The organism is Shewanella youngdeokensis (assembly GCF_033180165.1).
Lineage (GTDB): Bacteria > Pseudomonadota > Gammaproteobacteria > Enterobacterales > Shewanellaceae > Shewanella > Shewanella youngdeokensis.
Window position 1 is genome coordinate 4,253,697 of record NZ_CP136522.1, and the last position, 20,521, is coordinate 4,274,217.

The window sequence follows — 20,521 nt, forward strand, 5'->3', positions numbered from 1 at the left end:
TGGTTATTCCTCGCGAGTGACGCGCAACACTTCTTCAAGGGTGGTTTTACCTGCAAGCACTTTACTCATGCCGTCATGACGAATACTCGGAACCGATTTGCGGATATGCTTTTCAATCGCCAGCTCGCCTCTACCAGTATGAATAAGCTCACGCACGTCATCGTCAACAACCAGCAGCTCGTGGATCCCGGTACGGCCACGGTAACCATTTTGACCACACGCCTTACACCCTTTAGCGCGATATATTGTGCGTGGGTCGTCAAGTGTGATCCCCAACAGCTCTCTTTCACGCTCGTCTGGCACGTGCTCTTCTTTACAGTTTTTACACAGGGTTCTAATTAATCGCTGTGCCAATACCCCCAGTAAACTCGACGAAACAAGGAAAGGCTCAACGCCCATATCTTGCAAACGGGTAATCGAACCCGATGCGGTATTAGTATGGAGTGTTGAAATAACCATATGCCCGGTTAACGACGCTTGCACTGCAATTTGAGCCGTTTCAAGATCACGGATCTCACCAATCATCACCACATCAGGATCTTGACGTAAAATGGCGCGTAAACCACGCGCAAACGTCATATCAACCTTGGTGTTAACTTGGGTTTGCCCAATCCCTTCTAACTCGTACTCAATAGGGTCTTCAACCGTTAGAATGTTGGTATCAATTGAGTTAAGTTCAGTTAGCCCAGCATACAAGGTGGTACTTTTACCTGAACCGGTTGGACCGGTCACCAAAATAATACCGTGTGGCCGACGAATGAGTTCATCGAACTGAACCCTAACGGCTTCGGTCATGCCAAGCTGCACTAAGTCTAAATTACCGGCGTTTTTGTCAAGTAAGCGCAGTACTACACGCTCGCCATGGCTAGATGGCATAGTCGATACACGTACATCGACTGCTCGACCGGCAATACGCAGCGAAATACGACCATCTTGCGGTACCCGCTTCTCAGCAATATCTAACCGCGCCATGACCTTAATACGCGACACTAACAATGACGACAGTTTGCGATTAGGCTTTAGTACTTCTTTTAAAATGCCATCAACACGGAAGCGAACCACTAATTGTTTTTCATATGTTTCAATATGAATGTCTGAGGCTTCTTCCTTAATGGCTTCTGACAGTAAAGCGTTAATCAGTTTAATGATGGGTGCGTCATCGTCACCCTCGAGCAAATCCTCAGTTTGAGGCATCTCTTCGGCAAGGGTAAACAAATCCATCTCGTTACCAATGTCTTCCATCATCTGCTGTGCTTCTGATGAGTTAGCCTGGTAGGCTTGGGTTAACCGAGCCTCAAACTCCATTGCCTCAAGTTTAACAAGCGGTACGGCTTTACCGCAGTAACGGCGGGTTTCAAGTAAAGCTTCAATGGGAGTGCCTGTGGTGTAGTACAGCGACAACACTCCGTTTTCGTCTTTGTCTAACGCCACATTTAACCGATGCGCAAACGCAAAAGGTAACCGCTCTTTACTTGTAGAGTGAAAGGCTTCGTCAGTTTCTGAAGCCAATCCAAGTTCATTGGATACTTTTGCCAGCGGTTCATCGACCGGGGTAGAATTCTCACTCATCATTAGATTCTTTGTCTGTCGCAGTCGCTTCTAATTCCGCAGCTGCTTTTGCATCTTTTTCTTTGCCGTCAGCAATATGCTTCAAAGCAGGATCGGTTTCACGCATCTTAGTTTCTAAGTTTTTACCTTCTTTATAACGATTAAGTACTTCGTTAACGTCATCAGGTAAGTACGCTTCTTGGTCCCACTCTTCCAGTATTGGTACGCTAGTATTTGGCATTAGGTTAACGCCACGTTCTTCTTGCTCAAGTTGCAATGCACGGAAATAATTGTATTTACGACCTGCAATCCCTTCCATGGTCATGCCATCACGAATAATCGTCGGCTTAATAAAGACCATTAGGTTTTTGCGGGTAGTACCACTTGAAGACGACTTGAACAGGTGGCCGATGTAGGGAATATCGCCCAAGATTGGTACTTTTTGCACTGACTCTTGCACTTCTTCGTTAATCAAACCACCCAGCACTACAATTTGCCCTGAGTCGGCCATAACCGTCGTGGTTAAACGGCGAGTCGAAAAGGTAATATCTAAACCTGTTTGACCATTAATACCTGAAACTTCTTGCTCAATCGTTAACTTAACAGCGTTACCTTCGTTAACTTGAGGTACCACTTTAAGCTTAACGCCCACCTCTTTACGTTCAACAGTTTGGAACGAGTTACTGTTGCCGTTACTTGAGTTTTGGCTACCGGTTAGAATTGGCACTTCGTCACCGACGATAAATGACGCTTCTTGGTTATCAAGCGTGGTAATTGAAGGCGTTGCCAATACGTTTGATTTGGTATCGCTGGATACGGCTTGAATTAGCGCGCCAAAGTCGCCCATTGCCACACCCCATGCCATGCCGTTTACTTTACTTAAAGCAGCGGCTAGCGTAGTGATATCACCAGTAGAGTCTGGGTTTGTGGTACAAATACCATCTTCACAAATGGTGGTGCCTTCGGTATCTTGCGCATCCCACACACCCGCACCAATTTCACTAATTGTTGGACCTAAGTTGTTAAACTGGGTACCACCACCAGAGGCGGTCGCCCACTGAATACCGAAACCAATGTCATCACCTTCAGACACTTCAACAATAATGGCTTCAACAAGCACTTGCGCACGACGAATATCAAGCTGATTAATCACGCTTTCAATCGTACGCATTTGATCCGGCTCGGCACTAATAACTAAGGCATTGGTATCAACATGCGCCATGATATTAATATCGTTACGGCGTTTACTGCTTTTAGCCGAAGCATCTTTATCACTAACCAGTTGCTCAGCAAAGCCGGTTAAAACCTCAACTAAGTCTTCCGCTTTAGCGTAATGCAAGTAACGGACTTTGGTATTGCCGGTACTCGCTTGCTCTGCATCCAACTGCTTAATTAGCTTCACCACCCGCTGGCGGCTTTTTTCATCACCGCTAACGATAACGGAGTTGGTGCGCTCATCTGCAACGACTTTAGGCGCTTGCCCAGGCATTTGAGCTTGATTGGCAGTCGAGCGATAAAGGGTGTCAACAATACGAACGATTTCGCCAGCAGAGGCAAACTCAAGCTCAACTACCTCAACAGCGGTATCACCTTGTTTATCCACGCGGCGGACAATTTCAACCAGTTTATTAACGACCGCGGCGCGACCTGAAATCATCAATACATTTGACGGGTCATAATTAACAACGTTACCACCACCGGCATTATCATTTAACTGGCGTAGCAAGGGAGCAAGCTGCTTAGCTTCGGTGTTGTACAACGCGACAATACGCGTCACCATTTCATCGCCTAATCCTGGCGAATTATCATCGGCAACCCGAATTGACGCGGTTTTAGCGTCTTTGTCTTTGATAACCTTAATAATGTTGTTATCCATTTCGACCACGGCATAACCGTAGACTTGGAGCACATTAAGGAAAAATTGATAATATTGTTCGTCGTCGAGTAGATCATAGCTGCGAACGTTAATTTTACCGCGCACGGTGGGGTCGACAATAATGGTGCGATTCAGGTTTTTACCAACAATGTTGATAAACTCTTGAATATCGGTGCCTTTAAAGTTAGCCGCATATTGCTCAGCCCATGCAAGTTGTGGTGCGAACAACGACGCCCCCATTACCATGCCGGCGATTAGTCTGCGTCTAATCCTTTTATTATTCATTGTTTTACTTCCCCTAAAACCTTTAATTGCGGCAAGCTCAATGTCATATTGCAGCCGCCTTTATTTGTTATTGGTTGCTGCGCTATTATTGCGGCAGGCTAAACATAATTTCGATAAGTTGGCCTTCACGCTCAACCATTAAAGCAATGTCCGTCATTTCGGGGAGTTGCCCCATAACCTCTAACGCCTGCCCCATGTCAGTCAGGTCGTAACCATTAATTGATTTTGCCAAATCGTTAGACTTAAACCCTGCTTGAGTAAATAGCTTTCGGTCTTTACCGGGGTTGAGTCGGTAACCTTTAATCTCACCATTTGATTTGACAGGAGATATCGCTAAATAATCGGTAATTTTACTTGGGTCAGCCAATATCTGTTCGCGTGACTCGCTTAACTCACGCGCAACTTTTGTGTTTTTACGTTGATCAACTTTCTTGCCTTTAGGTAGGCTTTTAGCTTTTTGTAACTGCTGATTAGCACTGCCATTAGTGTTGTAATCAAGTCCATCGAGCATCAAGGTTTCGTAGCGCCCGCTGTTAGTGATGATAATGCGATCGGCGTACACTTCTTTAAGCGATGCTGAGGTGCCTTTAATTTTGTCACCTAAGCTATAAGTTTCTTGGCTACCACTAGATGCAATGACGGCTAAGCCATGCTCTTCGGCGGTAGAAGCAACAACCCCGGTGAGCTGAATTGATAGCGACGTTTTAGGTGCGTCTGTTATCACTTCCGCTTTAGGCGCCACTTTAGGTTGAGCAGCGACTGCGCTGGCATCACCAAAAAGCCCTAATGCTTGTATCGCGGAAATGTTAATCGAAGCTGATGGCGCAGAAGAGGCAGCCGTCGGCGTCCAGCGGGAAGTGGCAGGATCATTGGGCACGAGTTTCCAGCTGATTTGGGCGAGCATAAACAACATTAACAGCATGCCAATACTGAATATCGCTGAACTGATAGGCTTTTGAGGCAGCCCTGAAGCTTTGGTTAAAAACTTGTCTAATAAATCCATATTTATGCGGACCCTCTGCACAGGTCTCTGTTCTCATTATAATAATTAAGCAAATCTTATCCATGCTAACTTACACTGCGACTATCAACAAGCCCATAACCGTAGCAATGTTGGCGGTAATAGCCTATATATGCTAACTTTACGCGCCTAAAAAGAGTGTTAAGTTTGCCACTATTTTACTAGTAGGGAAGTAAAGATTTGTATATTAATACTCAGCTTGTGAACTTTCTCCTACTTTATTAAAAACGAATTTACCTTTGGAGTCGCTTTATGCCAGATAACGAGCCACTTACATCAAAAGTCCGGCTAGATAAATGGCTTTGGGCAGCTCGCTTTTATAAGACTCGCGCGATCTCTAAAGAGATGATTAATGCAGGTAAAGTACACTATAACGGCCAACGCACTAAATCGAGCAAATATGCTGAGCTAGGTGCCACAATTAGATTACGACAAGGTTATGACGAGAAAGTGATCGTCATCGTAAAATTATCCGAACACCGTCAAAAAGGGTCTATCGCACAAACCCTTTATGAAGAAACACCGCAAAGCATAGCTAAGAGAGAGACTTATGCCGAGCAAAGACGTTTGAATATTCTTCACAATCCTGCGCCAGATCAAAAGCCGGATAAGAAACAACGTCGCCAAATCATGCGCTTTAAAGAAAGTTAACATTGGAATACCGAAATGACTAAAGACAACTTACATCGTTACCTATTTGAAAATGCCAGCGTTCGTGGCGAATTGGTACAACTTGAAAAAAGCTATCAAGAAGTGATTGCCGCGCATGACTACCCGCAAGCAATCCAGCAATTGCTGGGGCAATTAATGGCTGCGACGTCTCTGCTAACCGCAACCTTAAAATTTAGTGGCGATATCAGTGTCCAGCTACAAGGCGACGGCCCCGTGTCATTGGCTGTCATTAACGGTAATAACCTGCAGCAATTACGTGGTGTTTCACGTTGGACGGGCGATATTGCTAACGACTCACCAATGCAAACGCTTTTTGGCAAAGGCTACATGGTGATTACATTAACGCCAGATGACGGTGAACGTTACCAAGGTGTCGTTGCACTCGACAAAGAAACATTGGCCGAATGCCTCGAAACTTACTTCGAGCAATCAGAGCAGCTACCGACCAAAATTAAGCTGTTTGCTGACACCAAGCAAGCTGCCGGTATGTTCTTACAAGTATTGCCAACTGATGGCGAACACAATAATGAGTTTGAACACTTATCGGTATTAACTGAAACAGTTAAACAAGAAGAGATGTTCGACTTAGAAGCAACAGACGTACTGCATCGCCTATATCACGATGAAGAAGTACTGTTATTTGACCCTGTCGCTGTTACGTTTAGCTGCACCTGCTCAAAAGAGCGCAGCGCTCAGGCTATTCGTACTGTAGCCAAAGCAGAAGTCGACGCAATTATTGCCGAAGAAGGCCGCATCGAAATGGGTTGCGAATACTGCAACAGCAAATATACATTTGACGGTATCGATGTTGAAGCTATATTCGCCATAGCGCCTAAAAGTGATACCACCCAATAAGCGTTATTTATTCTAAATAAGGTGCCATAGAGGCACCTTTTTTATGCCTAAAAAACACTCTCCTAGCATAAAACTGCAGTTATCGCAGGCCACAAAAACTCATTTATGGCTTTTTTTTGAACTATCGCACACTTTTATAGTGCAATCGGCTACACTCGAAAAACTAAATTAGCTGGCGCTTCAGACCAGTACATAAAAAAAACCCAAAGTAATGGAGAATTAACAATGGTGGATGGTTCAAAGCGTGAACACCTTAACCTATCAACTGGCCAGTTAGTCGAGCTAGCGCTAGCTCGCGGCGAAGGAGAGTTAACCGCAAACGGCGCGTTCGTCGCTAAAACTGGAGAGCGTTCAGGCCGTTCGCCCAATGATCGCTTTATTGTCAAAGAACCCAGCTCGGAAGCAGACATTGAATGGGGGACCGTAAACAAACCATTTACGGTCGATGCCTTTAACGCACTTTGGGATCGCGTTGAAAGCTATTTAGCCGATAAAGACACCTTTGTATCCAACCTTGAAGTTGGTGCAAGCCCGACACATTACCAGCCCGTAAAAGTTACGACTCAGTACGCATGGCATCAGCTTTTTGCACGCAACTTATTCATTATTCCTGAAACATTTAATGCTGCCGATAAACCGACTTGGCAAATCATCAACGCCCCAGGTTTTGTCTGCCAACCAGAGCGTGACGGCACACATTCAGACGCAGTGGTTATTATAAACTTTGCCGAGCGTAAAGTTTTACTTGCAGGCCTTAAGTACGCTGGCGAGATGAAAAAATCGATGTTCTCAGTGCAAAACTTTTTGCTGCCTGCCAAAGGCGTATTACCAATGCATTGCTCTGCTAACGTTGGCCATGACGGTGATACCACACTATTTTTTGGCTTGTCTGGAACCGGAAAAACCACACTTTCGGCCGATCCAAAACGCCTACTGATTGGTGATGACGAGCACGGCTGGGCACCCGGCGGCGTATTTAATATTGAAGGCGGTTGCTACGCAAAATGTATCGACTTAAGTCAAAAAAATGAACCTGTTATTTGGGATGCAATTCGTTTTGGCACCGTACTTGAAAACGTGGTGACCGATGAGCATCGCGTACCTAATTACCGCGACTCATCGTTAACCGAAAATACACGTGCCGCTTATCCGTTAGAGCACATAGCTCAACGCAAAACCGAAAACTGTGGCGCCGAACCTCACGCAGTGGTCTTTTTAACTTGCGATGTATCTGGAGTATTGCCACCGGTATCTAAACTCACCAAAGAACAAGCGGCTTATCATTTCTTGTCGGGTTACACCGCTAAAGTGGGTTCAACTGAAATGGGTTCAACCGCCGCGATTCAGTCAACCTTTTCGACCTGTTTTGGCGCGCCATTCTTCCCGCGTCCAGCTGGTGTGTACGCAGAGCTATTAATGGAACGTATTGAGTCATTTGGTAGCCAAGTTTACTTGGTCAATACCGGTTGGACAGGCGGGCCACATGGTATTGGTAAGCGTTTTGACATTCCTACCACCCGCGCGATTGTCGATGCCATTGTTAGCGGTGAACTAAAAGAGGTTGAAACTGAGTACCTTGAGAAACTCAACCTCCATGTACCATTAGCTATCACCGGCGTAGACAGCAACTTACTCAACCCAATAAATACTTGGGAAGATAAGCAGCAGTATGCTGAATTTGCCCAAAAATTAGCAGAAAGTTTTGAAGCTAATTTTAATAAGTACCAGGTGTCAGATCTGATCAAAAACGCAGGTCCGAACGCATAATACGAGCATCATCACCCAGCGTAGTTTAACTACGCTGGGTATTGTCGGCGCAGATTAAGCCCGATTCATAAGACACCAAGCTTATCAAACACATTGAGTTCACCTCGACCTCAAGCCAGCGCAAACCACACTTATTTACACCGACACAAAAGCTGTATATTTAGAAACAGTTCTTCTATTGCGCCAAGTGGTATTTTAATGAAATATTATTGGCTTATTGCCATAAAATACCCAAGTGACTTTAACGCGCTTGCACCACAGTACATGTAAAGCAAGCCGGTTTAGCGTAATGAAATAGCACATTCAAACAAGGGCACTGCAACTACAGGTTCTAACCTTATCGCAGCTCTACATGTGAACACGCAGCTACTGTGGCTTGGGTATACACTCACTTAATAGATGGATCTCCGACTATGCGCCTGACCCGAAAAGCCGCTGTTGCCGGCCTTGTTATTGCAACCAGTGCCACCAGCTTGTGCACCATTGCCGCCGATCACAACAACGCACCTCAGCGAGCGACCACATTTGTTAACGATGCCATTTTACCACCAGCAATCGAATGGCATGGCAACAGTGAGTCGCTACTCGCCGCCCCTGACAGCCAATGGGCCACCCCCTTTGAGCAACACGGACTTAAGACTAGCCCAAGTTATGACGAGACATTTGCGTGGCTAGACAAGCTCATCGCCCACAGCAACATGCTCAAAAAAGTCAGCATTGGCAAAAGCCCACAAGGGCGAGATATTTGGATGATTGTGGCCTCAAAAGAAGGGGCTGATAACGCCGCCACACTATTAAAAAATAATAAGCCCAGCGTGCTTGTGCAAGCCGGTATTCACTCAGGTGAAATTGACGGTAAAGACGCCGGCATGATGCTGCTTCGCGATATTGTACTGGGAGATAAATCAGCCTTACTCAACAATGCCAACCTACTATTTGTACCAATATTTAGTGTTGATGCCCATGAGCGTTCGAGCCAATTTAACCGTGTAAATCAAAGAGGTCCTTTGAACATGGGTTGGCGCACTACAGCCAAAAACTTAAATCTAAACCGCGATTACGCAAAAACTGATACGCTTGAAATGCAGCATATGCTGCGTGCTATCAATATTTGGCGGCCAGATTTATACATTGATGTACACGTCACTGATGGTATCGACTACCAATATGACGTCACCTTTGGCTACAATCTCGCCCAAGGGTTAAGCCCTTCGAGCTACCAATGGTTAGAAAATAATTACCGCCCCGCGATAGAATCGGCACTCGAACAACAAGGTCACATACCTGGGCCACTGGTATTTGCCCTCGACAATACCGATATCACCAAAGGTATGTCTCTATGGAACGCTGGACCACGGTTTTCCAATGGCTACGGCGACGTACGCCATTTGCCCACTATTTTGATCGAAAACCATAGCCTAAAACCCTTCAAACAGCGTGTACTAGGTACCTATGTGATGCTTGAAGCGACCCTAAAAACAGTGGGCAGCCAAGCAACCAAACTGAAAACCGCAATTGAGCAAGATAAATACCGTTACTCCCCGATGGTGACACTGACCTGGACACCAGAACAGCAATCCCAAGGTTGGGACTTTAAAGGCATTGATTACACCTTAGAACCCAGCCCTATTAGTGGTAACGACATTGTGCGCTGGAATGGTCAGCCAAAACTATATAAGAACTTACCGTTAATTGGCGGCACTAAAGCCAACGTAAAGGTTAACCGTCCAAACGCTTACTTTGTACCGCCACAGTGGCAAGCGGTATTACAGCGACTAAACATTCACGGTGTGCGAATGACAACCCTAACCAAGCCCACAACCCAGCAGGTACAACAATACCAGTTTGCCGCACCTAAATTTGCCAGTGCTGATTACGAAGGCCGACAACGAGTGACGGCAACCGTTAGCAGCCATCAAATGACCACCACTTTGCCCGCTGGTACAGTGCGCATTGATACTAACCAGCCATTAGGCGACTTAGCCATATTGCTACTTGAACCTCAATCGCCTGATTCGTTCTTTCAGTGGGGCTTTTTCAACCCGATATTTACTCGCACTGAATACATTGAAAACTACGCGGTAGAGCCATTAGCAGCTCAAATGTTGGCGCAAGATCCCACCCTACAGGCTGAGTTTAACGCCGCGCTAACAGACAGTGAGTTTGCCGCAGATCCGAAGGCACGATTGCGTTGGTTTTACGAACGCAGCCCTTATTTTGATGATCAATACTTGAAGTATCCGGTACTGCGCAGCCACTAAACCAACATCGAGCCCCAAACTAAAACAGCGCCCTAAGGCGCTGTTCTTTTATCGACGCAAGTATTTAACCCTTTTTAATACCAGAAATAGCATAGGTCAACGGTAAACGCTGACCTTGTTGCTCAACATAGTAGCGTTCGCACTCGGTACTAACACCCATAAGTTCAACTTCAGCCGTTTCTTGGCTTAGGCCAGCAAAACAGTTATACGGGCTAAAGGGATACTCGTTAAATGATGCGATCTCTATGTTGGCAGTAATTAATGCATTGATGACATCGGCCAACGAATGTGGCCAACTGACAAAGGTGTCGGTTTTACTACCGGCGTTTTCGGTGTAGGTTGGTTCATCTTCAATGTCTGGCTCATGCTGATGAAAGTAGCTGTAGCCGTCAAAAACGGCCTGTGCAGGATGAAACTCCACCATATAAAACTGGCCACCAGCTTTAAGCTTGCTCGCGATGGTTTGTGCCCATTTGTTTAAATCAGGTAGCCATACAATCGCACCATAAGAGGTAAATACAATATCAAACTGCCCCGCTACTCGCTGCGGCACGGTGTAGACATCGGTGCAAACAAACTCAGCGTCCAGCTGCGCTTGTGCGGCCAATGATTTGGCTTGCTCAATCGCCACAGTGGAAAGGTCAACTCCTGTCACTTTGGCACCAAGCCGTGCCCATGACAAGGTGTCTAACCCAAAATGACACTGCAGGTGTAACATGCTTTTACCCGCTACGTTTAGTGCCGCAAGTTCAATCTCCTGCAAAGAACTGTTACCTTGCAAAAAGCCGGCAACGTCATAAAAATCAGAGGTGACATGCGTTTGCACTCGGCGATTCCAGCCCTGTTGGTTTATCAGTAAATAGTCCATGTCCTTACTTCTGCAATTAATTGCCCTGCTAATAACCTTAACTTATTTTGCTTTTTTAGCTATTGCTATCAATACCTTGAATAACTCATTCGTAATGCTGATTTAAACTAATTTATGAGTAAAACCACCAATGTTTAGCCACTTGCCGAATTACACAACAATAAAAACAACAACTTACATTTTGGCACAGTACCTGCTTAGGTAGCATAACTATTGAATTAAAAATGATAACAAGGACATCGTAAAATGAAATTACTCTCTAGCCTTTTTGCAGCTGCGATTACATTGACGCTATCTGGTTGCATCATCAATGTTAATGCCGACCATGGCGGACCGATGGAGCATCAGAAAAAACAGCTACAACTCAATGCAGCTGACATTGACACTTTTACAGCAAATACCGGTGCAGGGGAGTTGATCATACTAGGGGTTGACGGGCTCTCTGAAATAAATGTGACTGCAGATATCTACACATACGGCGACAACGAAGCAAACTTAGTCCTCAAAAAACAGGGCCGCAAAGCCAAGCTCATTGCAGAGTTTGACAGTAACATCCACTTCAACCGCTCACCTTATATCGACCTCACCATTAAAGTGCCGGCCACTATGATGTTGGCCCTAGAGGATGGTTCTGGTGATATCGAAATCAACGGAGTTACAGCCAATATCAACCTCGACGATGGTTCTGGCAGTCTACTAATCAAAGGCGGCCAAGACCTCAATATCGTCGACGGTTCAGGCTCAATATCCATCAGTAATACCACAGGCAAACTCAACCTTGATGACGGTTCTGGTTCTATCAACTTAAACAATATTGGCGGTAGCACCAATATCAATGACGGCTCAGGCTCCATCATTGTCAATAATATTGGTGACAATACCAATATCAACGACGGCTCAGGCGACATTACGGTGACCAACGTTAATGGTCATGTGGTGATTGATGATGGTTCTGGTGATATTGAGGTCGACAACACTAAAGGGCTGAGCATTGTCGAAGCAGGTAGTGGAGACCTGAGCATCGACAATATTAATGGCTCTGTAAGTATGCATTAATGCGCTAGATAGCCTTTTGCTTCCCGGCGCGAGGGCTGTTGTAGATTAATGTATTTAACGATGAATGATGTCGAGCAAATACATTTTTGTGCAGCAGTACCTTGCCCTCTCGTGAAAGTTAGGCCATGTCATCGATGGGCACCGCTGCATCAACACTGAAACACTGAGTTAGCTATCGGCGTTGCCGCAAATGCGCTACATACAACGCAATACTCAACTTTGGATAAACTTTCGGAGATACCAATTGCCTGCGGCAAGCATATGAGCCACGATTAACCTATGCACTAATCATCATTACCTATCAACGCCAGCTTCTTCTCTCTTGGCCATTTTTTTAATGCTATTTCACGCTTAAGCGCATCGCTACGGCTACCTACGGTTTCAAAATAAGCTAACGTTAACGGCCCTTTACCGCGTAGATACTTGGCAGACTTAGCACTCCCGCTTTGGTGCTCTTTAAAACGCCTTGTCACATCGGTGGTGACGCCGGTGTATAGGTGGCCGTTTGCGCAGCGCACCATATACAAATACCAGATAGATTCAGTAGCCACTACTTCTCAGTCACCTTGCCCAAACCACTATCTAAGCCGAGCAAACCTATGAAAAAGGCATACTCTTGTGCTTTATCTTCATACTGGCGATAACGGCCACTTTTACCACCATGGCCAGCTTCCATGTCGGTATCAAACAACAGCATATTATTGTCTGTTTTCATATCTCGCAGTTTAGCAACCCACTTGGCAGGCTCAAAATACTGTACTTGTGAGTCGTGTAAGCCGGTTGTTACCAACATATGCGGATACGCTTGCGCGCTAACTTGGTCATACGGTGAGTAGCTGCGCATGTAGTCAAAATAGGTTTTCTCGTTTGGGTTACCCCACTCGTCATATTCGTTGGTGGTAAGCGGAATAGATTCATCCAGCATGGTAGTGACTACATCAACAAACGGTACATGGGCAGCCACAGCAAAGTAACTTTGCGGCGCTTGGTTAATGACAGCTCCCATCAGCAATCCACCAGCACTGCCACCGGCGGCTACCACTTGGTTTTTATCGCCATAGCCTTGGCTGGTTAAAGCTTGAGTAACATCAACAAAGTCATTAAAACTGTTTTGTTTATTAAGCATGCGTCCGTCGTCATACCAGTTACGCCCTAGCATTTCTGAGCCACGAATATGGGCAATACAATACACTATACCGCGATCCAGTAAGCTTAAAATAGACGAACTGAAATCCGGCTCTATAGTGTAACCGTATGAGCCATAACCATATTGATAAAGCGGGTTGGTACCGTCTTTGTTAAACTTATCTTTGCGGTAAACCAAGGTCACCGGTATCGCTTTACCGTCTCTTGCTGGCACAAAAATACGCTCTGCTTGATAAAGCGTGGCATCAAATCCACCGAGCACTTTTTCTTGCTTGAGCAATTGGCGCTGACTTGGGTTGCTAAGATCATACTCATAAATAGACTCTGGCGTGGTAGGGCTTGAGTAATAAACTCTTAACTTGTCGCTTTGCTGGCTCACATTAACGTCAAAACCCACCACGTAAGCGGGATCGTTAAACTTAAGCTCAAAACCTGCGCTCATATCAAAGCCAGTATCACTAGCAGGATAAACATGGACTCGGCTAATACCACGCTCACGTGTTTGCACCACCATGTACTGGTTTAACAGTAAAACATCTTCGATTCTTGACTGCGGGTTATGTGCAATAACATCTTGCCAAGCGTGTTTATCGGCAGCCAGTGCGATATCCACCTGCATTAACCTGAAGTTACTCGCCTGCCAGTTTGTTAAGATGTAATAGCGGTCAGCCAATTTAGATACCGAATACTCATGCTCTTCTTCCCGCGGCAAGACCGCATTAAACTCGCCTAACGCAGCGTTGGCGTCCAGCATTAAAACTTCGCTAGTCACGGTGCTTTCGGCATACAACGCAATAGCACTTTCATCCAGTGATTTACCTAGCCCAATGTAAAAGGTATCGTCTTGCTCTTCATAAACCAGTACGTCTTCTGCTTGTTCGGTGCCTAACCGATGCCGGAACACTTGGTACCCAAGTAAGGTTTGTGGATCTTTGGCAATGTAAAATAAGTGCAGGTTATCATTGGCCCACACTACGTCACCGTCGGTACCTTCTAGCTTATCTTCTAGCATTTCGCCGCTGTTAAGATCTTTAAAATACAGCGTGTAAATGCGGCGGCTCAATAGGTCTTCACCAAACACCATTTTAGATTCATCAGGGCTGACAGACACGCCACCTAAACCGTAAAAATCGTGACCGTTAGCTCGGTCATTAACATCAAGTAGCACCTGTTCTTCGTTACTGTCTAACGCTAGTTTTCTTGCCATTATCGGGTATTCAAGACCCGCTTTGTAATAACGGTAATACCAATGGTTATGCCAAAAGTAAGGTACGCTGGATTCGTCTTTATCTAGCCGTCCTACTAACTCATCAAAGAGCTGCTTTTTTAGCGATTCATAAGGTTTAAATTGCGCTGCTGTATATTGGTTTTCTGCATTTAGGTGCGCAATAATTTTAGGGTCTTTACGCTCGTCATCACGCATCCAGTAGTAATCATCGACACGAGTTGTGCCATGCAGATCCATGACATGCGGTATTTTGTCTGCTTGTGGTGGTTGGGTGCCTGTTTTAGCCGTCATATGAGAGTTCCGAGTCGCATTAATGCGCTGAGTATAGGTGGTTAATGCCGTTACGAGCCAATCCATCGTAAGCATGACTTTAGTATGGGAGTCAGCTTGTCATTTTAATCAAATTGACGCAACATGACGGTGCTTATCGATTGCGCAAACGCAAGCTAAGCATAATTCTCAGGGCGGGGTGCAACTCCCCACCGGCGGTAAGTTATATTGATGTCATTACACATCAACATAAAAGCCCGCGAGCGCCTACCAATGCAGCTAAGTATCTGCGGTAGGGTCAAGCAGATCTGGTAAACCGACTTTAATGATGACGTCCGTCTGATTGAAGTTGTACCTACTCCAGAGCCGACGGTAATGACCACACCCGCGCACAACGTGTGCTGCGTGTACTAAGTCCGGATGAAAGAGAATATAAGACTGCGTAATGCAGCCTACGCAATGGTGTTTTGCCAACAGCAAAGCACCCAACACTGCTGCTTGCATTACTACAGCCTCTTATTGAGCACTTAATACACCATATTAAGTGTCATTTTCTGTGCGCCCTGATTCTGGCAACCCAATATTTTTATTTAAGGATATTTACCATGAATCAGTCTTTACTCACGCCTTATGGCAATGCTATTGAACGTGTCAACTCAGCCCTTAACGCCCTCCGCCAAGGGCAAGGAGTGCTAGTGGTTGATGACGAAGATAGAGAAAACGAAGGCGATCTAATTTACTCAGCCCAAACGCTCACCAACGACCAAATGGCGCTGCTAATTCGCGAATGCAGTGGCATTGTTTGTCTGTGCCTAACCGAAGATCGCATTAAGCAACTCGATTTACCGCCAATGGTTGTTGATAATAACAGCCAGTACGGCACAGCTTTCACCGTAAGCATAGAAGCTAAAGAAGGAGTCACTACCGGCGTGTCAGCCGCAGATAGAGTGACCACAGTTAAAGCAGCTATTGCAGATAACGCTAAACCGGACGATCTTGCTCGGCCCGGACACGTTTACCCATTACGAGCACGGCCGGGTGGCGTACTTGAACGCCGTGGCCATACGGAAGGCACAGTCGACTTAATGAAACTTGCTGGGCTCAAACCAGTTGGCGTTTTGTGTGAGGTCACATTACCTGATGGTACGATGGCGCGCCTGCCCGACATCATTCGCTTTGGCCAGCAACATAATATGCCAGTACTCACGGTAGAAGACATTGTCGCTTATCGCCAATCACAATAATAACGGGCCAAAACGATGCATTACGTAACGTAAAACGGCTATCGACCAATTCATGTCAGTGCAACTAAGCACTGACATGCCTAGTTTTAACATTTAAAAAATGCCATAAAACCGCACTGCAACTGTTTTTTTATGCACAAAATTGCAAATTAACACCCCACAATAACGCGTGACCAACATATCAAAAAAGTCATTGATAGTGCATCAATGTCATTAACAAGCAGGTTCCTTTAATCACAAATATTGATACCAGCGATAAAATCGTGACATTGATTAGACTTTAGTTAATTAACTAAGGCGCATTAATCTACAAATGGGTATGATTCGCCGCGATTTTTTATCGCGACTTTCCCATTAAAGATTACACAACAAGATGAATTATTGAGTTGTTATGCGAAAAGGTCACCACTGAATGCTAAGCCGCTTTAGCTTAAAAAGAAAACTGTTACTGTTTGCCGCGTTACCAATGCTGATCTTAGCGATGTTTACGGTACAACATTCAATTACCCTCTATAAGCACTACCAAAAAACATCAACAAACGCGCTAACCACTCAAGTAGTATCTGGCATTGAGAATGTCATTTTTGAATTACAAAAAGAGCGCGGATTATCTGCAGGTTTCTTAAGTAGCAACGGTAAAAAATTTAGTGCCGAATTGCAGCAGCAGTGGCGCAAAACCGATGCGGTAATCATTAAGCTAATATCAAACGCGCAACTCAACCAAATCATCGAAGCCACCCGTAATGACCATCAATTGTTTGATGTTCAGCAGGAACGCTTAGAACAAACCAGTATTGAGCGACAACGCCTAGCAATGGCTCGAAAGCGGATCCTTGCATACGATAATAGTCAGTTTTTCAACTATTATTCCCAACTAAACCGTAAGCTAATCAGCTTTATTTCTAGGTTACACTTTGAAAGCGACAACCCTTATCAGGCTACGGTGCTGGATGACTTAGTCAACGTACTTGAAATTCAAGAGTTAGCGGGCCAAGAGCGCGCTCTGATTAACCAACTGCTGGCCGCGCCGACTGTCGATCTAAAGTCATTCGATAGTATTTCGAGTATTACCAAACAACTTGGCGATATCATCAATACCGCAACCCCCGTGATGACTAAAGAAAACCGTGCCAAATTTAGTGCATTTTGGCTGAGCCCAGAGCAGCAAGAAATCAACACGCTGCGCGACAAGCTTCAACAGCAAATTGATTTAATTGAGCAGGCTTACCTTATTAGCCAGCAAATGGGCTCTGACCCCCTCAGTAATCATGCTAATGACAATTCAATAATTAAAGATATTCAAAATACCGTTAACTTCGAGCATCACTATTTTGAACGCAAAATTGCGCTGGCCAACATTAAAAACGGTCAGGTTCTCAACCCAGAACAGCACCAGCTCATTGCAACAATTGAACACACCATTGACAGCTACTACCAGTATGTTCAGCACACAAAAAGTAGTGACCAACCGTCTCCGTTAGCAAGTCAACTAGCAGATAACAATGTGCAAATGCACCAAGCGTTACAGCAGCTACAAAATCAGCCTCCGCAAATAAGCAGTGCCTACTGGTGGTCGGCAGCTACTGCAAATTTAGCGCTGTCTCATAACATCAGCATAGAACTTATCGAAAAAATAGCACTTCAAAGTGAAGTTGAGCGTCAACAGATTTTGTCATATGTCTATATCAGTATTTTGGCTGGAGTGCTGTTTTTTTGCGTGGTGTACTTTTTAGGGCAGTACATCACCAATAGCCTGCTCGACTCCATCACCACCATCGTAGATGATGTTGAAAAAATGGCCAAAGATCCCAACCTGCAACTGCAAATTAAAGTTAAGGGTAATGACGAATTAGCGCAAATATCCACAGCACTAAATTTAATGCTTAACGAGCGCCTGATCGCCAGGCAATCGCTACTGCAAGCCTCGGCCGTGTTTGAACACTCATCCGAAGGGATCATGGTGACCGATGCCAATAATCGTATTGAGCTGGTTAACCCCGCATTTAGCCGTATTACAGGCTATACCATTGATGAAGTAAAAGGCCAAAAGCCAAGCATACTGAGCTCTAACAACCATGGTCCAGAGTTTTACATTGACCTTTGGCAATCGCTAAAACATACCAATAACTGGGAAGGTGAAATCTGGAATAAGCGTAAGGACGGCAGCATTTACCCTGAATACCTGTCTATTACCGCCGTTAAAGATGAGCAAGACAATATTTGTCAGCATATCGGCTTATTCCTCGATGTGAGTAACCGTAAACAGCATGAACAAGATTTATGGTACAAAACTAATTTTGATTCATTAACTAAGCTACCAAAGCGCCATCTATTTTCGTCTCAATTACAGCAAGCAATTGATAGTGCGAGCCAACACCAGGCTCAGGTAGCAGTATTTATTATCGATCTTGACCGCTTTAAATTTATTAACGAATTACATGGTCATGCCATAGGTAACGAGATCATCAAACAATCGGCAGCTCGCATTGAAGCGGCCCTAAAGCCTGAAGACTTAGTCGCCCGTTTAGATGGTGACGAATTTGCGATAGCTTCTCCTCTTCACCATGCCGACCACACGGCAAAAGTGCTGGCACAAAAGCTCACCGAAGTGCTAACACAACCTATATCAATTGACACACTTGAGAGTAGTATCTCTGCCAGTATTGGCGTCGCTTTCTACCCTGAAGACGGCCAAGATATAGAAACGCTGCTCCGAAACGCCGAAACCGCCATGTACCAAGCAAAGCATGATGGTCGCGCTCATTTTCAATATTTTGCTCCTGAAATGAACGTAGAAATGCTAGCCCGAGTGCAGCTGGAGCACCGATTACGTAAAGCGGTAATAAAATCGGAATTTTATCTAGACTATCAACCCATTATTGATATGCAAACCGGAGCGGTATCGAGTGTAGAGGCGCTGATCCGCTGGCGTGATCCAGAATTGGGTATTGTCTCTCCAGAGTTGTTTATACCAATAGCGGAAGAAACAGGCTTAATTGAACCGCTCGGTGAGTGGATACTAAACCAAGCGTTAGCAGACTTAGCCCAGTGGCACGCACAAGGTCACCTACTCAACCTTGCTATCAATGTTTCAGGCCGTCAGTGCATTCACCCAACGGGTTCTGATTTTTATCAATTACTCCGGTCGGCACTCACACGGCATAATATTGCGCCTAACTATTTGCATATTGAAATCACTGAAAGCATGCTGATAGATGACACGCCACACTGCTTAAAAGCCCTCAAAGCCATAAGAGAGCTGGGTATCGACATTTACCTTGATGACTTTGGCACCGGATACTCAGCGTTAAGCTATTTGAGTCAATTTCCGATTTCGGTGATAAAAATTGATAAGAGCTTTATTGACAACGCCACCAGCAATCAGTCAGATGCAAAACTGGTGAAAGCCATAATTATGATGGGGCAAAGCTTAGAGCTACCACTGGTTGCAGAAGGCATAGAAACCGAAGCCCAATGGCAGTTTTTACAAGCTCTGGGTTGTCATTATGCGCAAGGTTATCTGATGTCAAAACCCTTATCGAACCACAACCTAATTGCCTTTTTAAATAACGAAACGGCAATTAACCGCATTGTTAATCGCAAAGCATTGAGCGCTTAATTACCCCCATAAAAAAAGAGCAGCAAAGGCTGCTCTTGTTTCGTTGCTTTTACGCTTATTCAGCGGCGCTGGTCATAACGCTTGCTGAATCTTCAACTGCCATTTGTGCTAAGTCTTTATCAACAAAGAATAACGCTTTGCCGTCTTCACCTACCAAACGGATTTTATCGACGATTGATTTGAATAATTTCTCTTCTTCGTGCTGCTCTGACACATACCACTGTAAAAAATTAAATGTTGAATAGTCTTGATTGGTAAATGCAGCGTGAGCTAATTCATTAATCTTTTTAGTGATCAACTGTTCATGCTCATAAGTGTATTCGAATAATGCCAATAACGACGGGAAGTCAGACTCAGGCGCTTCAATCGTGCCTAGCAATGGCATGCCACCGGTTTCGCTCACATAAGTGAACAAGCGATGCATGTGACCCATCTCTTCATCTGCATGAACGCGCATAAATTTAGCTGCACCTTCAAAACCTTTGTCTTCACACCATGCACTCATCTGTAGGTACAAGTTAGAGGAGAAAAACTCCATATTGATTTGCTCATTTAACTGGTCAATCATCTTCTGTGCCAACATAATCATTCCTCATGGGATTCAGTTTTATGCTCGCTATTGTTATCAAGCCAGCAGTTAATTGCAATTAAATTTACTTAAGCTATTGTTTAATAAATAGTAATAATTGTCATTTACAGCTCCAAATATCCCCAAACTTACAATAACCCCATCATAATCAGTTAATTGCAAATTCCAGCTTACCAACTATCACGATAATCATTAGCCAAGATAAACGCTTCGCAC

The 20,521-nt window shown here is 44.9% G+C and carries 13 protein-coding genes, 1 pseudogene and 1 riboswitch; of the genes and pseudogenes, 7 read left to right on the forward strand and 7 right to left on the reverse strand.

Translation table 11 applies throughout. The features are described from left to right. Positions 1-3 precede the first annotated feature (3 nt). The 3 genes from gspE to gspC all read right to left on the reverse strand — a co-directional run bounded on the left by gspE (position 4) and on the right by gspC (position 4,712). A complete protein-coding gene (gene gspE, locus RGE70_RS18190) occupies positions 4-1,569 on the reverse strand; it encodes a type II secretion system ATPase GspE (protein ID WP_310473015.1) in 1,566 nt (521 codons plus the stop codon). After that, on the reverse strand, positions 1,562-3,709 hold the full coding sequence (gene gspD, locus RGE70_RS18195; RefSeq protein ID WP_310472808.1) for a type II secretion system secretin GspD: 2,148 nt from the start codon (positions 3,707-3,709) through the stop codon (positions 1,562-1,564). The genes gspE and gspD overlap by 8 nt, the downstream gene beginning before the upstream one ends. Before the next feature lie 85 nt (positions 3,710-3,794). Then, a complete protein-coding gene (gene gspC / locus RGE70_RS18200) occupies positions 3,795-4,712 on the reverse strand; it encodes a type II secretion system protein GspC (protein WP_310472809.1) in 918 nt (305 codons plus the stop codon). A gap of 270 nt (positions 4,713-4,982) precedes the next feature. Here gspC and hslR point away from each other — a divergent pair, with 270 nt between their 5' ends. The 4 genes from hslR (at position 4,983) to RGE70_RS18220 (ending at position 10,285) form a co-directional block, all read left to right on the forward strand. Further along, positions 4,983-5,381, forward strand: a complete 399-nt coding sequence (hslR, locus tag RGE70_RS18205) for a ribosome-associated heat shock protein Hsp15 (protein ID WP_310472810.1) — start codon at positions 4,983-4,985, stop codon at positions 5,379-5,381. Positions 5,382-5,396: 15 nt separating this feature from the next. Next, on the forward strand, positions 5,397-6,257 hold the full coding sequence (gene hslO, locus RGE70_RS18210; RefSeq protein ID WP_310472811.1) for an Hsp33 family molecular chaperone HslO: 861 nt from the start codon (positions 5,397-5,399) through the stop codon (positions 6,255-6,257). Between the two features lie 192 nt (positions 6,258-6,449). Next, positions 6,450-8,024: a phosphoenolpyruvate carboxykinase gene (locus RGE70_RS18215; protein ID WP_310473016.1), complete on the forward strand. Its 1,575-nt coding sequence runs from the start codon at positions 6,450-6,452 to the stop codon at positions 8,022-8,024. Between the two features lie 413 nt (positions 8,025-8,437). Next, complete coding sequence (locus tag RGE70_RS18220; protein WP_310472812.1) at positions 8,438-10,285, forward strand: M14 family metallopeptidase; 1,848 nt, start codon at positions 8,438-8,440, stop codon at positions 10,283-10,285. Between the two features lie 64 nt (positions 10,286-10,349). On the opposite strand, the gene RGE70_RS18225 is transcribed toward RGE70_RS18220, so the two are convergent. Further along, the gene (locus RGE70_RS18225) at positions 10,350-11,153 is read right to left on the reverse strand and encodes a class I SAM-dependent methyltransferase (protein ID WP_310472813.1); all 804 of its coding nucleotides are present in this window, start codon (positions 11,151-11,153) and stop codon (positions 10,350-10,352) included. A 246-nt stretch (positions 11,154-11,399) separates the two neighbouring features. Here RGE70_RS18225 and RGE70_RS18230 point away from each other — a divergent pair, with 246 nt between their 5' ends. Beyond that, positions 11,400-12,209: a DUF4097 family beta strand repeat-containing protein gene (locus RGE70_RS18230; RefSeq protein WP_310472814.1), complete on the forward strand. Its 810-nt coding sequence runs from the start codon at positions 11,400-11,402 to the stop codon at positions 12,207-12,209. A gap of 284 nt (positions 12,210-12,493) precedes the next feature. On the opposite strand, the pseudogene RGE70_RS18235 reads toward RGE70_RS18230, so the two are convergent. Further along, positions 12,494-12,748: pseudogene (locus RGE70_RS18235) on the reverse strand (GIY-YIG nuclease family protein); the annotation flags it as partial. An 11-nt stretch (positions 12,749-12,759) separates the two neighbouring features. Continuing rightward, complete coding sequence (locus RGE70_RS18240; protein WP_310473017.1) at positions 12,760-14,874, reverse strand: S9 family peptidase; 2,115 nt, start codon at positions 14,872-14,874, stop codon at positions 12,760-12,762. Positions 14,875-15,034: 160 nt separating this feature from the next. Continuing rightward, positions 15,035-15,289, forward strand: a riboswitch (FMN riboswitch). A 169-nt stretch (positions 15,290-15,458) separates the two neighbouring features. Here RGE70_RS18240 and ribB point away from each other — a divergent pair. Together ribB and RGE70_RS18250 are read left to right on the forward strand one after the other, a co-directional pair. Beyond that, on the forward strand, positions 15,459-16,097 hold the full coding sequence (gene ribB / locus RGE70_RS18245) for a 3,4-dihydroxy-2-butanone-4-phosphate synthase (RefSeq protein ID WP_310472815.1): 639 nt from the start codon (positions 15,459-15,461) through the stop codon (positions 16,095-16,097). A gap of 412 nt (positions 16,098-16,509) precedes the next feature. Beyond that, positions 16,510-19,716, forward strand: a complete 3,207-nt coding sequence (locus RGE70_RS18250) for an EAL domain-containing protein (protein WP_310472816.1) — start codon at positions 16,510-16,512, stop codon at positions 19,714-19,716. 55 nt (positions 19,717-19,771) lie between these two features. On the opposite strand, the gene ftnA is transcribed toward RGE70_RS18250, so the two are convergent. After that, on the reverse strand, positions 19,772-20,299 hold the full coding sequence (gene ftnA / locus RGE70_RS18255; RefSeq protein WP_310472817.1) for a non-heme ferritin: 528 nt from the start codon (positions 20,297-20,299) through the stop codon (positions 19,772-19,774). Between the last annotated feature and the right edge of the window lie 222 nt (positions 20,300-20,521).

Bases quoted from the DNA above. Each gene is read 5' to 3' on its own strand.
- gspE (WP_310473015.1), bottom strand. From the start codon at position 1,569: ATGAGTGAGAATTCTACCCCGGTCGATGAACCGCTGGCAAAAGTATCC.
- gspD (WP_310472808.1), bottom strand. From the start codon at position 3,709: ATGAATAATAAAAGGATTAGACGCAGACTAATCGCCGGCATGGTAATG.
- gspC (WP_310472809.1), bottom strand. From the start codon at position 4,712: ATGGATTTATTAGACAAGTTTTTAACCAAAGCTTCAGGGCTGCCTCAA.
- hslR (WP_310472810.1), top strand. From the start codon at position 4,983: ATGCCAGATAACGAGCCACTTACATCAAAAGTCCGGCTAGATAAATGG.
- hslO (WP_310472811.1), top strand. From the start codon at position 5,397: ATGACTAAAGACAACTTACATCGTTACCTATTTGAAAATGCCAGCGTT.
- RGE70_RS18220 (WP_310472812.1), top strand. From the start codon at position 8,438: ATGCGCCTGACCCGAAAAGCCGCTGTTGCCGGCCTTGTTATTGCAACC.
- RGE70_RS18225 (WP_310472813.1), bottom strand. From the start codon at position 11,153: ATGGACTATTTACTGATAAACCAACAGGGCTGGAATCGCCGAGTGCAA.
- RGE70_RS18230 (WP_310472814.1), top strand. From the start codon at position 11,400: ATGAAATTACTCTCTAGCCTTTTTGCAGCTGCGATTACATTGACGCTA.
- RGE70_RS18240 (WP_310473017.1), bottom strand. From the start codon at position 14,874: ATGACGGCTAAAACAGGCACCCAACCACCACAAGCAGACAAAATACCG.
- ribB (WP_310472815.1), top strand. From the start codon at position 15,459: ATGAATCAGTCTTTACTCACGCCTTATGGCAATGCTATTGAACGTGTC.
- RGE70_RS18250 (WP_310472816.1), top strand. From the start codon at position 16,510: ATGCTAAGCCGCTTTAGCTTAAAAAGAAAACTGTTACTGTTTGCCGCG.
- ftnA (WP_310472817.1), bottom strand. From the start codon at position 20,299: ATGTTGGCACAGAAGATGATTGACCAGTTAAATGAGCAAATCAATATG.